Raw genomic sequence first — 14,432 nt, 5'->3', positions numbered from 1 at the left:
CATCGAAGGCCGGCTTAACGCCGGCCCAAATCCTTCTTCGACGAGAGGTTCACGATGTCGTCGGTTGACGCACCCATAAGCGCGATTGCGCACCATTCCGCCGCAAACGCTCCGGCCATCGGCAAGAAGAAGGTCGTGATCGGCGTGATGGCTTTCGCCATCATGAACTTCACGACGGTGGTCAGCCTGCGCGGCCTTCCAGCCGAGGCCGAATACGGCCTCAGCTCGATCTTCTATTTCATCTTCGCTGCGGTCGTCGCCTTGGTGCCGGTCGCCCTCGTCGCGGCGGAACTCGCCGCGACATTCCCGCAACAGGGCGGCGTCTTCCGCTGGATCGGCGAAGCCTTCGGTCCCAAGTGGGGTTTCGCTGTCGTCTACTGGCAGTGGCAGGCCTGGATGATGTGGCTGCCAACGGTGCTCATCTTCGGCGCCTCGGCGCTGGCCTACGTGTTCTGGCCGCAGAGCTTCGACAAGGCGCTGTCGGAGAACAAGCTCTACACCGTCATGGTGCTGCTCGCCACCTTCTGGGCCATAACGCTATTCACCTTTCGCGGCATGGAGGCCTCCGTCAAGCTCAGCACGCTCGGCGGCACGTTCGGCACCATTGTGCCCGGCGCCATCCTGATCCTGCTCGCCGCCGTCTACGTCATCATGGGCAAGCCGATCCAGATGTCGCTCGACACCGGGGTCATCCCGGACCTCACGAAGCCCGGCAACCTCGTCCTGGCCGCGAGCATCTTCCTCTTCTATGCCGGCATGGAGACGCAAGCCGTCCATGTGAAGCACCTGAAGAATCCATCGCGCGACTACCCGCTCTCGATCCTCATTGCCACTGTCATGACCGTGGTGATCTTCGTTCTCGGCACGCTCGCCGTCGCCATCGTCATTCCGCTCAAGCAGATCAACCTCTCGGAAAGCCTGCTCACCGCCTACCGTGATCTTTGGGCCTCGCTCGGCGTGCCTTGGCTCGGCAACGTCATGGCCGCGATGGTCGCCTTCGGGGTGCTCGGGCAGGTCAGCGTCGTCGTCGCCGGCCCCTCCACGGGTCTGCTCGCGGTCGCCAAGGCGGGCTACCTGCCGCATTTTCTCCAACGCGCCAACAAGCACGGCATCCCGGTCGGAATCCTGCTTCTGCAAGGCGCCATCGGGACCATCCTCTGCCTCGCCTTCACCGTGTTGCCCTCCGTCGAATCGACGTTCCAGATCCTCGGGCAGCTCTCGAACATCATGTTCCTGACGATGTACCTGGTCATGTTCATCGCCGCGCTGCGATTGCGCTACACCCAGCCCGACAAGCCGCGCCCGTTCCGCATTCCTGGCGGCAACGTCGGCATATGGGTCGTGGGCGTGATCGGTTTGCTCGGCACCGTCATCGCCGGTGGATTGAGCTTCATGCCGCCGGCGCAGATCGCGACCGGTAGCCCGGCCATCTACGTCGGCCTTCTCGTCGCCGCCACAGCCATCGAAGTCGCGATCCCGTTCCTCATCTTCGCCTTTCATCGCAAGGCCTGGAAGGCCACGGATTCGGACTTCGAGCCGTTCGACTGGGAGACCGAAGGCCGCAGCCCGAGCCAGGTTTCCAAGATCAGCTATCCGCTCGCGGCGGCCTCGAAGTGATCCGGCTCTCCCGAGGCATCCTGCTCGCCGCGACCTGCGCCCTGGCACCGGCCCCGGCATGGGCCGCGGCGCCGTTCAAGCCCGACGTGTTCATCGCCGCCACAGGCGGCACAATCGCGGGCGCCCAGGCGAACGTCGAGCAGCACGGCTACACGGCCGGCGAACTGGGCGTCGCCTCGCTCATCGCGGCGGTGCCGCAACTGACCGACATCGCCAACGTGACCGGCGAACAGGTGATGAACATCCCCAGCCAGGACATGGACGACGCCGCTTGGCTCACGCTCGCCAAGCGCCTTGAGACATTGGAGCGCTCCGATGCCGTGACGGGCATCGTGGTGACCCACGGCACCGACACGATGGAGGAAACCTCCTTCTTCGTCGCGCTGACGGTGGACACGCCCAAGCCGATCGTCTTCACCGGCGCGATGCGACCCGCCACCGCCATCGGCGCCGACGGGCCCGCGAATCTCTACGACGCGGTCGCCGTGGCCGGCAGCACGCTGACCAGGGCCTGCGGCACCGTGGTTGTCTTCAACGATCAGATCCATTCCGCGCGCTATGTCTACAAGACCGACACCACCCGGCCCGACGCCTTCACGTCCGTCGATCGCGGTCCGGTCGGCGCGGTCGACACAGGCCATCCCGTCGTCTTCGACGGCTGCGCCGGCAGCGCGTTTCGGCAACCCATGGTCCCGATCGCGGGCATCTCGGCGTTACCGAAGGTCGACATCCTCTACGCCTATGCCGGCATGGGCCGGGATCTCATCGACCATGCCGTCTTGGCCGGCGCCAAGGGCATCGTCATGGCCGGCGTCGGCGACGGCAACGTCACCGAGGCGGCGCTCGCAGGCTTGCGGGACGCGAGCGCCAAGGGCGTCGTCGTCGTCCGCAGCACCCGCGTCGTCGCTGGGTTCACCATGCGAAACGCCGAGGTGGACGACGACAAGGACCGTTTCGTCGCCTCCGCGGAACTCAAGCCCTCGAAGGCCCGCATCCTGTTGAAGTTGGCACTGCTGAAGCCGTCCTCCCTCGCAGAAATTCAAGCCGACTTCGACACCTGGTAGCGAGCGCCGAGACGACGAGCCGATGCTCTGCCCGAAAGACATTGCCATGAAGACCATCGATTACGGCAGCCTCTCTCAGCTCAGTCCGTTCGAGCTGAAGGACAAGTTGACGAGCCTCGCCTCAAGCCACGCGGAGCGCCTGATGCTCAATGCGGGACGGGGTAATCCCAACTTCCTCGCGACGGTCCCGCGCCATGGCTTTTTCCAGCTCGGCCTGTTCGCGATGCAGGAGGCGGAACGCTCCTTCGCCTACATGCCGGAGGGCGTCGGGGGACATCCACGGCTGGAGGGGATCGAGGCGCGCTTCGACCGTTTCGTGGCGGCCCATCCGTCTGTTGCCGGGGTCGCTTTCCTCAACGCGGCCGTTTCCTACGTCCGCGACCAGATCGGTCTTTCGACGGCGGCATTTCTGCACGAACTGGCGTCTGGCATCCTTGCCTGTAGCTACCCGACGCCGCCCCGCATGCTCTCGATCACCGAAGCAGTCGTCGGGCATTATCTCGAACGCGAGCTGTTCGGCGCGCCTTTGCCGAGCGGCGGAATCGACCTATTCGCGGTCGAGGGCGGGACCGCCGGTATCACCTATGTCTTCGAGACGCTGCGAGAGAACAGGCTGCTGTCGCCGGGCGACAAGATCGCCATCGGCATGCCAATCTTCACGCCATACATCGAGATCCCTCAATTGAACGACTTTCAATTGGTAGAAATCAATGTCAACGCCGACTCGTCCAACGGTTGGCAGTATTCCGATGCTGAACTCGACAAGCTTCTCGATCCCACGATCAAGGCGTTTTTCGTCGTCAATCCCAGCAACCCACCGTCCGTTAAGATCGACGACAGCGGCCTGCGCCACATTGGCAAGATCGTGAAGGGCAAGCGTCCGGACCTCCTCATCATAGCGGACGAAGTCTACGGAACATTTGCCGACGACTTCGTCTCGTTGTTCGCGACGTGCCCTTACAACACGATCCTGGTTTATTCGTTTTCGAAGTATTTCGGCGCGACCGGGTGGCGGCTCGGCGTCGTGGCGACCCATCGGGAGACGATCCTGGATCGCCGCCTCGCCGCGCTGCCGGAAGCCGACAAGGCCATGCTGGATGCGCGCTACGGCACGTTGGTGGTCGAACCGAGGAAGCTCAAGTTCATCGACCGCATGGTCGCCGACAGCAGGACCGTCGCGCAGAACCACACGGCAGGGCTGTCGACCCCGCAGCAGATCCAGATCGCGCTCTTCGCGCTGTTCGCACTGATGGACGAGGAGGGGTCGTACGACGAGGCCATGAAGCGGATCATCCGCCGCCGCCAAGATGCGCTCTATCGCGAGTTAGGCGTCGCCAAGCCGCACGATGCAAACGGAACGGATTACTACACTTTGCTCGACCTCGAAGCGATCGCAACCGAGCTTCATGGCGCCGCATTCGCGCGCTGGATGCTCGCCAAGAAAGAACCGCTGGAAATGCTGTTCCGGCTGGCCGACGAGGGAGGCGTTGTGCTGCTGCCCGGCAAGGGATTCGGGACGCTGCATCCCTCGGCTCGTGCTTCGCTCGCGAACCTCAACGAATACGATTACACGAAAATCGGTTCGACAATCCGACGATTAGCTGACGAGTATTTCCAGGAATTCTCGCAAGCGCGTGCAGTTGCTGAATAGCGTCCTTATGATCGAAGCTTGAACCGCAATGGACTTGTTCGATCCCGGTACGGTCACGCGCAAACATCCCTCTAAATACAGGTTTAAGCGATGTTGCATGAGGTGCTGATCACGCTGAAGGAGATCATAGCCGGTAAGCCAGAGCTTGCGATCTTTGCTGCCTTAATACTAGGCTATTCAATCGGATCCGTGAAGGTGGGCCCATTCCAACTTGGCGGGGTGGCGGGAACGCTGATCGCGGCGCTGATCATCGGCCAGGTCGGGGTGTTCATCGATCCAAGCCTCCAGCGGTTCATGTTCACGCTGTTCATCTACGCCTTGGGGTTTTCGGTTGCGCCGCAATTTTTCGCCAGCGTCGATCGCACGACGTGGACTTGGGGCTTGCTCGTTGGAGTCGAGGTCGTGCTGATCATCGTCGTAGTCTTCGTGGCGACCTGGCTCTTCAAGCTGGACGTAGGCACCGCGAGTGGGCTGCTGGCAGGTTCGGCGACGGAATCCGCCATGGTCGGCACCGCCAGCGAGGCGATCGGTCGGTTGGGGCTCGCTGCCGACGCGGTCAAGATTCAACAAGCCAACGTCGCGACCGCCTACGCGTTGTCCTATATCTTCAGCCTCATCACCATTGTGCTCTTTGCAAGCCAGGGCGCGCCCCGACTGTTGGGCGTCAACCTGCGTGACGAGGCGCGCCGCGTGATGGCGAAGCTCGGCGGAGCGGACGAGAATCTCGATCCGGATCAAGGACACTCATTCCCGGCATTCGGCAGCCGAGCCTTTCGCGTCGTCGCGGGTGCCGGCAAATCCGTGGCGGCCGTCGAGGCCGCTTTGGGCGGCAACGCGACGGTCGAAGGTATCCGGCGAGGCAACGCGTCCGTTGCGGTGAAGGGCGACGGCTTGCTTGCGAGCGGTGACGAGGTCGCCGTCTTGGGCGCTCGCCTGGCGCTCACGGATGCGGCGCGTGTGTTCGGACCGGAACTCGGCACGCCTGGGGACGTCGATTTCATCGTCGAAACCCGCGATGTGGTGCTGACGCGTGGCGCAATGCATCACACCGACGTGGGCAAGATCGAGGAGTTCCTCCGGGCGTCCGACTGTCGCGGTGTGTTCCTCGCGGGGGTCAAGCGTCTGGATCGCAGCCTTCCTCCCTTGCCCGGCTCGAAGGTGCGGACCGGCGACGTCCTTCGCTTGTTCGGCAAGCCGGAAGATGTCGCACGGGCCGCGCGTCTTCTCGGCGAGGCCGAGGCGCCCAGCGACGTCACGGACTTCGTCTACCTGGGAGGAGGGCTCGTCCTCGGCATCCTGATCGGCATGATCACCGTTCCCGTCGCGGGCGTGCCGCTTTCGTTGGGGAGCGCCGGCGCGCTCCTGTCGGGGCTCGGTTTTGGTTGGCTCCGATCCAGGCGGCCGACGTTCGGTCGTTTCCCACCGGCGGCGTCGCAGGTTCTCAAGGATCTCGGGCTTTCCGTCTACATCGCCGCAATCGGCCTGACGTCGGCGACGAGCGTCCTGACGCTGCTCAAGAGCCGGGGCTGGGAACTGCCGGTCTCCGCCGTCCTGGTGTCGTTGGTGCCGACGATCGCGTCCGTTTACATCGGCCGCTATCTCCTGCACATCGAGCCTGCGATCCTGTGCGGCGCCATCGCCGGCCAGCAGGCGAGCACGCCCGCCATCAAGGCGACCGAGGCCGCCGCCGGCAATTCGGTTCCTGTAGTGGGCTATACGGTCACCTACGCCATTGCCAACGTGGTGCTGCCGCTTCTAGGCCCCCTGTTCGTCGCCGCCTTCGCCGCGATCAGCCCGCATGCTTGATCATCCCCCGCATCGCCTGCGCAGACGGCTTCCGCTGGTCCGGGTCGTCTCCAGGTCCTTGGCGTGCCCGACCGCCCCGGACGTCGTGACGCGCGCGAACGCGCAAGTTCGATCCCGTTCGCGGGAGCAAGCGGCAGCTTGAAACTCAGAGGGGGGGAATAATGACTGACGATCAAAGGGGCGCCGGGGCTCACTTCGGTCCTACGCTTGTTCCTCCCCGTTATCGAATGGGCCGCGGATGCAGGTTGGTGAGGGCTCTCGTCGTGGCCCTGGTCGCCGGTGCGTCCAGCTCGACGTTCGCCCAGGAGGCCGATCAGGCCGTGCGGGACCAATGGTTCACGGGATCGCTCGAAGCGCCTTCGCCGGCGCTGTCGAAAGCGGGCGCGTTCGAGATCGAACCCTACGGCTTGTTCAACTTGACAACGGGAGCCTTTAACGGCCGAGGGACCCAACGCGCCACGACTCACGATCCGACCCAGGCGCAGTCGGTGACCCTCTTCAAATACGGCCTCACGGACCGCCTGACAATTGAGACGCTTCCATCCTTCACGCGCGCCCAGTCGGATCAAGGTACATCGCAAGGTTCGGGCCTCGGTGATCTCCCGGTCGAACTGCAGTACCGGTTTATCGATCAGAACGGCAAGACCGGGTCGCCGTCTGTTACGGCCGGTCTCGGGATGAGCTTCCCCCTCGGGAGTTACGATCACCTTGGCAATGCGCTGGATGGACTTGGGACCGGCGCCTATACGCTGAAGGAAGACCTGCTGCTGCAATCGCTGTTCGACACCTGGGGCGATCATCCGATGCGGCTCCGCCTGTTTGGCGCGGCTTACGAAGCCGTCGACGGCGTATCGGTCAGGGGACGGAGCGTGTACGGAACGCTTCCCGGGTTCAACGGTCGCGTGAACCCAGGCTTCACCGCGGATGTCGGCATCGGTGCCGAGTATGGCTTGACCCAGAAATGGGTTTTAGCTCTCGACGTCATCCAGAATTACGGCCGTGGGTTCGCCTTAACCGGCTCGACTCTGGCGAATGTCGTCGTGCAAACGGGCAACGTGACGAACGGCAGCACGGTTATCGCACCAGCGATCGAGTACAACTGGTCCAGTTCAGCGGGCATCATCGTGGGTGCTGCATTTTCGGCGGCAGGCAAGAATACGAGCTCGTCCATCAGCCCGCAGGTCGCAATCAGCCTGTCGTTCTGAGACGGACGACAACCCCCGTGAAGTAAAGTTGGGCGCGTCGCTAAGAACCCTATGCATTTCACGATAGCGCAGGCCGTTACGGGCGGTGTTGATGTCCTTACATCGGACGCCACGACGATACCTTGCGTAGCATCGCACGCGAAATCGCATAGTGGCTGCGCGAAGTCGGTTCACGCCGCGATCAGCAGATTTAGCTAGGCTCTTCTGATCGTCCCCCCTTGAAGTGGTCCATCCCGATGTATGGCTTTCGAGCCTGGAGGATGGATCGATGGGAAGACGACCGAAGCCTGAAGAGATCGTGAGCAAGCTGCGTCAGGTCGACGTGTTGGTCTCACAGGGGAAGACCGTTGCGGACTCGGTTCGCTCGATCGGGGTGACCGAGGTCACCTACTACCGGTGGCGGAAGGAGTTCGGCGGCTTGAAGCTTGACCAGGTCAAGCGCCTGAAGGAGCTGGAGACGGAGAACATGCGGCTTCGCAAGGCGATCGCCGACCTCACGCTCGACAAGCTGATTCTGAAGGAGGCGGCCTCGGGAAACTTCTGAGCCCCGCGCGCCGGCGCGTCTGCATCGAGCATGTGCGACAGCATTTGCCTGTCTCCGAGCGCCGCGTCTGTGCGGCGCTCGGTCAGCACCGCTCGACGCAGCGCAAGGCGCCGCGGGGCTTTGACGACGAAGAGGCGTTGACGGGCGACATCATCGAGCTGGCGCGGCAGTACGGCCGCTACGGCTATCGCAAGATCGCGGCGTTGCTGCGCGATGCCGGGTGGCTGGTAAACGACAAGCGGGTCGAGCGCATCTGGCGATGCGAAGGGCTGAAGGTGCCGGCCAAGCAGCCGAAGAAGGGACGTCTCTGGCTCAACGACGGCTCCTGCATTCGCCTCCGGCCCGAGCACCGCGATCACGTCTGGTCGTACGACTTTGTCGAGGATCGCACGCATGACGGCCGCAAGTTCAGGACCCTCAATGTCGTCGACGAGTTCACCCGGGAGTGCCTGGCCATCCGGGTCGCGCGCAAGCTCAACTCGACCGACGTCATTGACGTTCTGTCCGACCTGTTCATCCTGCGCGGCGTGCCTGGTCACATCCGTTCGGACAACGGCCCCGAGTTCATCGCCCAGGCTGTGCAAGACTGGATCACGGCGGTTGGAGCAAAGACCGCCTATATTGCCCCAGGCAGCCCGTGGGAGAACGGCTACGTCGAGTCGTTCAACGCTCGCTTCCGAGACGAGCTGCTCGACGGAGAGATCTTCTACTCGCTCAAGGAAGCTCAGGTCATCATCGAAAGCTGGAGAAGGCATTACAATACTGTGCGCCCGCACGGATCAATCGGCTACAAGCCCCCGGCGCCGGAGGTCTTCGTGCCCGCCTTCGCCGCATGGCCGGCTGCGAAACCCCGACCATCTCCGCCGGCCATGCTCAGGGTGGCGCCCAGGCCGACCATGAACTAACAATCAACCCGGACCACCCGATGGGGGCCGATCACAAGCGGCCACCCGGTGGCGTCGAGGCACCAGGATCCGGCCGACTTTGATCGTGGCTAGCAAAGCCATTTCGATCTGCAATGCGTGAGCCGTATCCTCAGCGGCGAGACGACCGTCGATGTCCCGCAGCCATCTAGCGGCGCGCGGGAGATCGAGGATCACTGCGCCATCACAGCCAGCCTGAAGCCAACCGAGCGGCGATCTGAACAACCGCAGCGGCCGGTTGTCGAAGAAGGTGCTGGGGTTGGCTGCAGCGGCTTCACCAAGCACGCTGGTGCCAAACATTGTGAGCACGCAATTTGGGTCGTCGACAGGCCACGCGACGATATCCGTGACGCTCTCCGCGTCAGCCGCAATCGCTTCGATTACCGCGGCCTTGGTTCCATCAGCTTGAAAGCGGAAGCGCCGTCTGGGTTCGGCTACGATGCTGGCGATGAAGATGCCGCCGGTCGCCGGCAAGGTTGCGTTCCAATCGATCCCACTTGCGCGGCAATAGCCGACAGAGGATCGAGCATTTTGGACGAAATCAGCGCGAGCGAGCAGGAGCTGGAGGCTCATTGAGAGATCCTCCGATCTTCACTGCGAAGCACGCCATCCACGTCGAGCAAAGTCCAGACGCAGCGATTGACCTTCGGCAAGAGGAGGATGGAGGCGCTCATGCCGCGCACCCCGCAACATCGCAGGCGCAGGCTTCGAACAGCGCGGCGGTGCTGAGCATCACGACCGCCTCTGGCTCGTAGATCGTGACAGTCCGCCCTGCGGCGTCGCTGGTGGTGGTGGTCAGGGCGGCGGCACGCTTGCGAAGCGCGTCGGCCCGCCGCGCGAACACACGAACAGTCGCATTGATGAGGGCAATCTCGAAAGCATCGGGATGGCGCTTCATAGCTTCACCTCCCCGAATCCATTCGCCGCTGCGATCGCTGTGGCGGTCGAGAATGAGACGCTGGCGCGACGGGCGAGCCACCGGATTGCTTGAATTTCGGAGTGGTTGGAGCTAATTTCTCGGATGGATGTTGCTGGCGAGCTATTCCATTCGAGACCCTGCCGAACCACCGTGTTCGCGGGGTTTCGTGCTTTTAGGCGCATGAGTTTAGGCTGCCTTCCTGTTGAAGGTCACGGCGCGGGTTTTTTCCCAAGCTTCAAGCTGCTCGACCGCGAAGAAGAGGCGGCCATTGATGTTCATCGGCTGTGGGAAACCGAGATCGGGATCAAGTGTCCAGCGCGCGATGCTGCGTTCGGTTACGCCATAGCGGCGTGCCGTTTGAGGTCGGGGAAGATACGTGTTCTGCTTATCGGTAGACATGTGCTGCCTCGTCTTGAAGATGACGGACACACTCTGGATGGCACCGAACGGCAGAATAAATGTTGCAAAACGGAGTCTGCGTTATTCTCCGTTCGTAAGCCTCTTCGCCCGATTTACTAGCCGTCGGATCTTAGAATCTGGGGTACCATAGCCGGGTGCTCTTGCAGCATCTCGCCCGACCACCTGTTTTGCCGCTTCAGTCAGCGATGAGGCCCTTCCGCTTGCATGATGTCGCAGCATCTGTTCGGCAAACGGCTTGTCGGCTGCATCGTACCCCGTGCCCGGTGGTCGGCCTCCCGAAGCCGTATGATCTTCTTTGCTCGATGGTCGCAATAAGTGGCGGGACAAGCTTGGTGGCACGAGATGCTTTTGGCGCGGTTTGCCAAGCATCCACAACGCGGCCTCGCGCGGGTGCAATTTCAAAGTCGAAAGATCATCCCGACTTGCGGGAGGAGTTGCAAGATCCTCAATAAACCAACGCTCATTTTCTAGACGAGCGATTCGTAAGGCCGCCAATACATGTGGCTGAAAACTGTTCCAGCGTTGAGCAGAAAGAAAGTGTTTACTTTACTGATGTGCAAAAAGAGCTGGTATCATGGGCTCAGATAGAGCACATATCCAATACTCAGAAACGTTTTCGAAATCGAATTGTCGAAAGAGTTCTTCATCATCATCAGGGCCAAACCCGTTAAATCGATGTTGAACGAGCGCCATCTCGGCTTGATCTTGACGTATACGAGCACTGTCGTTAACAGGAGCCGGTAACCGCTGTAATAGGGCGCGATATGCGTGGTCGTAGCGGTTCACGAAGCGAACCTCATCTCGACCACATTCCCGGCCGGCGTGCCGCTCACCAGTTGTTCGACGAAACGCCCCCACGCTTCAAGCGCCGTCCGCTTCTCGTCCGAGAAACCGTGGCGCTGGTAGACGCCAACAATGCCGCCAAAGCTGCCGGAAGTGTGATTCAGCACCTTTTCGACGACGGGTAGAGCGATGCCCAGACGCGCCATGCCGGTCGCGGCAGTGCGACGAAGATCATGAAAGACCCAAGCGGGGAGGGCGGCGTTGCCCTCGGCGGTTTCCGCGATCAGGGCGTCGATCCTGATCTTCGCCTTGGAATAGCCGGCGACGGGATTGCGAGCGTTCGTGCTGAACACGAACTCACCGACATGGGGCAGGGCCTTGAGCATCTGGAGCGCAGGGTCGCTGAGCGGCACGGTGTGCGCCTGGTCGTTCTTGGATCGCTCGCGGGGCAGCGTCCACAGCTTGGCGTCGAGATCGACCTCAGACCATCGCATGCTGCCGACCTCTTCCCGGCGCTGCCCCGTTAAGGCCAGCATCTTGACCAAGGGGCCAAAGGGCCAACCGATCGCTCCGCAGGCGTCCCATACAGCTCTCAACTCTGCGTCCGACAAAACCCGGTCTCGGCTCCGTTCGGCCGATGGAGCTTTGATCTTGTCGCACGGCGATGCCTCGATGAGGCCACGCTCGACAGCCCAGGCGCACATCTTGCGGGTCGCCGCCAAAACCCGGTTGGCCTGGATCGGCGAGCCTCGATCCACGATACCGTCGAGGAGCTCGTGAATCTCAGCGCGGGTGATCGAACCCAGACGACGTCCCTTCCACTTCGGAGTGATCTCCCGGTTCAAAATGCGCTCGGTCTCTTTTGCGCTGGATGCGCGCGTGTTGGCCTTGACGTATCGTTCCACGAAGGAGGCGGCGACCTTCTCGACGAGATCACGATCTGATGGCGGGATTGCCTTTGTCTTCGCCGATTGCTTCACTCCAGCGGGATCGCCGCCGCTCGCAACATCGACCAGAGCGCGCTGGGCGAGCTCTCGAGCCGACTTCAGGTCGATGCCGGGGTAGGCGCCTATCGTCAGTTTCCGCGGGGTCCCGTTTGCCCGATAGCGGCATGCCCACGATTTCGCTCCAGATGGTTGAACCACGAGATAGAGGCCGCCGATCAATCCATCGGGGATCTCGCGCCGGGACGAGCCCGGCTTCAACGTGTCAATCGCGCGTACCGTAAGAGCCTTGCCCATGTCGACCTGCAAAATCTGTTGCTCCCACGCGGGTGGGAGCGGGGTAACAGATTTGGCTGTTACCCCTTGTCGTAGACAATAGCTGACATTCGGGCACTTGCAAGAGGACAGAGATCCAGATCGGACAAGTTCGTGTCACTGATTGTCTGGGCTTGTCTTCCTCTTTTGATAGTCTCTTAATCAGCGGGTCGTGGGTTCGAGACCTAAAGCGCCCACCATCACGCCCCAAAAATTTGAGTACACAGTCTATCGCGGACTGTGTAGAAGACCTTGGTCTCCAAGCTTTATTAGCAAGTGTCGTCGCATTGACGACGTTGGCTGCCGTTCTCAGACCTCGGCCCTGAGTTAAGCCTTGATTGGGCCCTCATACGCGATCCGGCCTAGATATCGGCCGACGACGCGTCCTGGTGTCCCGCCGCACATCTTTCCAAATCCCGTGGTCGTGTCGTCCCGAGCGGCGGTGACAAGCCGCGTCGGGCTTTTCCGATCAGCGCCTCGGCTGCCGTTGTCTCACGCGCTGGCCTGCGCCACCGTCGCGGCGGCACCATCGTGCAACAACGACGATAGTGCCGCCTCGACGGCCGAGCGAAACACCAGGCTTTGCGGCAGATCGGGGCCGAAGACCGGCTCGACGGCCAAAAGCACTGCGACGATCGCCTCGGCGCTGGTGAGGCCGGCGGTTCGGCGCCGCAGATCGTCGGCGAGAGGATCGCGGACATCGATCGGCCTCTGCTGCTCGTCGGTGCCGATGACGTAGCGCATCCACCCGGCCACGCCGAGCGCCAGTCGCGCGATCGGCTGTCTGGCCGCGAGCCTGTCGCGCACCGTGCCGAGCAACCGCTGCGGCAGTTTCTGCGATCCGTCCATGGCGATCTGCCAGGTTCGGTGGCGAAGTGCCGGATTGCGGAAGCGCTCGATCAGCGAGGCGGCATAGCTCTCTGGGTCGAGCCCCGGCACTGCCGGAAGGGTCGGAGCAGCTTCCCGCAGCATCAAGCCGCGGACGAGTGCCGCGAAACCGGGGGCCGCCATCGTGTCGGCGACCGTCTCGTGACCCGCCAGATAGCCGAGATAAGCCAGCGTCGAGTGGCTGCCGTTGAGGAGGCGGAGCTTGGCGAGCTCATAGGGGGCGACATCGGACACGAAGGTGGCGCCCGCGCGATCCCACTCCGGTCGGCCCTGCGAGAAACGATCCTCGATCACCCATTGCGAAAAAGGTTCGGTGACAACCGGCCAGACATCGATGCAGCCGAGAGCCGCCGCGATGCTGGCGCGGTCGGCATCCGTGGTGGCCGGAACGATCCGGTCCACCATGGTCGACGGGCAACGCAACTCGCCATCCACGTAGCGGCCGAGATCGGGATCGCGCAGCGCGGCGAAACGGGACAACACACGCTGCAACGTGGCGCCATTATGGGGAAGGTTGTCGCAGCAGAGCGCCGTGAAGGCTGGGAGGCCAGCGGCCCGGCGCATCCGCAGCGCTTCGACGATGAACCCCGGCGCCGAACGCGGTCGATCGGGATGGGCGAGATCATGCCGGACATCCGGGTGATCCTCATCGAGCTCGCCGGTCGCGGGCCGGTGGCAATAGCCCTTCTCGGTCACGGTCAGCGAGACGATGCGGGTCGCGGGGGCCGCCATCGCGGCGAGCAAGGCCGCCGGGTCCTCTGGAGCGACCAGCAGGCGCGTGATGCTGCCGACAACCTGGAGGCTCTCGCCAGCGGCATCGCGGACCGCCATCGTATAGAGACCATCCTGAGAGGTCAGCGCGTCTCGTGTCTCAGGGCTACGCAGCGACGCGCCCAAAATACCCCAGCGTCGGTCGCCTGCCGCCAGCACGGCATCCGTGTAGATCGCCTGATGGGCGCGGTGAAAGGCGCCGATCCCAAGATGGACGATGCCGCTCTCGACGCTCGTCCGGTCGTAGGTGGGCCGCGCGACGCCGGTCGGCAGATGGGCGAGAGCGTCAGCGCCGAGGCGCGAAGGGTCGATCATAGCAGGGTCTCTTCCACGGGACGCTCGGCTGCGGCAGCGCGCCGCCCGTCGGCACCATATAGATCATAACCCCGACGTCGATCGCCTTACCGAACCGATAGCGTTGAGACCACAGCGCGAGAGCGCCGGCACCAAACCGCCGCTGTCGGTCCGGTGTCGACGGCTTGCACCTAGGAAAGCGCAGGCGCTGTCCGACAAGGCAGCATCCCTCAATCGATCCGATGGGTGCTGCATGCGTGAATCGCGTCGCAGGATCGACGACACTCT

At 62.8% G+C, this 14,432-nt stretch carries 11 protein-coding genes; 6 read left to right on the top strand and 5 right to left on the bottom strand.

The annotated features are described in order from the left end of the window. Positions 1-54 precede the first annotated feature (54 nt). The 6 genes from EY713_RS04035 (at position 55) to EY713_RS04010 (ending at position 8,792) form a co-directional block, all read left to right on the top strand. Entirely contained in the window at positions 55-1,617 is a 1,563-nt protein-coding gene (locus EY713_RS04035; RefSeq protein ID WP_131113678.1) for an amino acid permease, read from the top strand. After that, a complete protein-coding gene (locus EY713_RS04030) occupies positions 1,614-2,681 on the top strand; it encodes an asparaginase (RefSeq protein WP_210215307.1) in 1,068 nt (355 codons plus the stop codon). The genes EY713_RS04035 and EY713_RS04030 overlap by 4 nt, the downstream gene beginning before the upstream one ends. A 46-nt stretch (positions 2,682-2,727) precedes the next feature. After that, complete coding sequence (locus EY713_RS04025) at positions 2,728-4,332, top strand: bifunctional aspartate transaminase/aspartate 4-decarboxylase (protein ID WP_131113677.1); 1,605 nt, start codon at positions 2,728-2,730, stop codon at positions 4,330-4,332. Between the two features lie 90 nt (positions 4,333-4,422). After that, positions 4,423-6,138: an aspartate-alanine antiporter gene (aspT, locus tag EY713_RS04020; RefSeq protein ID WP_131113676.1), complete on the top strand. Its 1,716-nt coding sequence runs from the start codon at positions 4,423-4,425 to the stop codon at positions 6,136-6,138. 248 nt (positions 6,139-6,386) lie between these two features. Next, on the top strand, positions 6,387-7,343 hold the full coding sequence (locus EY713_RS04015; RefSeq protein WP_131113675.1) for a transporter: 957 nt from the start codon (positions 6,387-6,389) through the stop codon (positions 7,341-7,343). Between the two features lie 268 nt (positions 7,344-7,611). Further along, a protein-coding gene (locus EY713_RS04010; RefSeq protein ID WP_131113674.1) for an IS3 family transposase occupies positions 7,612-8,792 on the top strand; the annotation gives its coding sequence in 2 pieces (ribosomal slippage) (positions 7,612-7,873 and positions 7,873-8,792; 1,182 coding nt in all). Positions 8,793-8,795: 3 nt separating this feature from the next. Here EY713_RS04010 and EY713_RS04005 read toward each other — a convergent pair. From EY713_RS04005 to EY713_RS03985, 5 genes are all read right to left on the bottom strand, one after another. Continuing rightward, positions 8,796-9,383: a hypothetical protein gene (locus EY713_RS04005; RefSeq protein ID WP_131113673.1), complete on the bottom strand. Its 588-nt coding sequence runs from the start codon at positions 9,381-9,383 to the stop codon at positions 8,796-8,798. Positions 9,384-9,480: 97 nt separating this feature from the next. Next, positions 9,481-9,708: a hypothetical protein gene (locus EY713_RS04000; RefSeq protein WP_131113672.1), complete on the bottom strand. Its 228-nt coding sequence runs from the start codon at positions 9,706-9,708 to the stop codon at positions 9,481-9,483. A gap of 207 nt (positions 9,709-9,915) precedes the next feature. After that, positions 9,916-10,128: a DNA-binding protein gene (locus EY713_RS03995; protein WP_131113671.1), complete on the bottom strand. Its 213-nt coding sequence runs from the start codon at positions 10,126-10,128 to the stop codon at positions 9,916-9,918. Positions 10,129-10,931: 803 nt separating this feature from the next. Then, a complete protein-coding gene (locus EY713_RS03990; RefSeq protein WP_131113670.1) occupies positions 10,932-12,173 on the bottom strand; it encodes a tyrosine-type recombinase/integrase in 1,242 nt (413 codons plus the stop codon). A gap of 510 nt (positions 12,174-12,683) precedes the next feature. Next, complete coding sequence (locus EY713_RS03985; protein WP_131113669.1) at positions 12,684-14,165, bottom strand: mannitol dehydrogenase family protein; 1,482 nt, start codon at positions 14,163-14,165, stop codon at positions 12,684-12,686. Positions 14,166-14,432 lie beyond the last annotated feature (267 nt).

This window comes from Lichenihabitans psoromatis, from assembly GCF_004323635.1.
Lineage (GTDB): Bacteria > Pseudomonadota > Alphaproteobacteria > Rhizobiales > Beijerinckiaceae > Lichenihabitans > Lichenihabitans psoromatis.
This window is presented reverse-complemented; position numbering and strand designations above follow the sequence as displayed.

Coding starts and splice junctions, on each gene's coding strand:
- EY713_RS04035 (WP_131113678.1), top strand. CDS start 55: ATGTCGTCGGTTGACGCACCCATAAGCGCGATTGCGCACCATTCCGCC.
- EY713_RS04025 (WP_131113677.1), top strand. CDS start 2,728: ATGAAGACCATCGATTACGGCAGCCTCTCTCAGCTCAGTCCGTTCGAG.
- aspT (WP_131113676.1), top strand. CDS start 4,423: ATGTTGCATGAGGTGCTGATCACGCTGAAGGAGATCATAGCCGGTAAG.
- EY713_RS04005 (WP_131113673.1), bottom strand. CDS start 9,383: ATGAGCCTCCAGCTCCTGCTCGCTCGCGCTGATTTCGTCCAAAATGCT.
- EY713_RS04000 (WP_131113672.1), bottom strand. CDS start 9,708: ATGAAGCGCCATCCCGATGCTTTCGAGATTGCCCTCATCAATGCGACT.
- EY713_RS03995 (WP_131113671.1), bottom strand. CDS start 10,128: ATGTCTACCGATAAGCAGAACACGTATCTTCCCCGACCTCAAACGGCA.
- EY713_RS03990 (WP_131113670.1), bottom strand. CDS start 12,173: ATGGGCAAGGCTCTTACGGTACGCGCGATTGACACGTTGAAGCCGGGC.
- EY713_RS03985 (WP_131113669.1), bottom strand. CDS start 14,165: ATGATCGACCCTTCGCGCCTCGGCGCTGACGCTCTCGCCCATCTGCCG.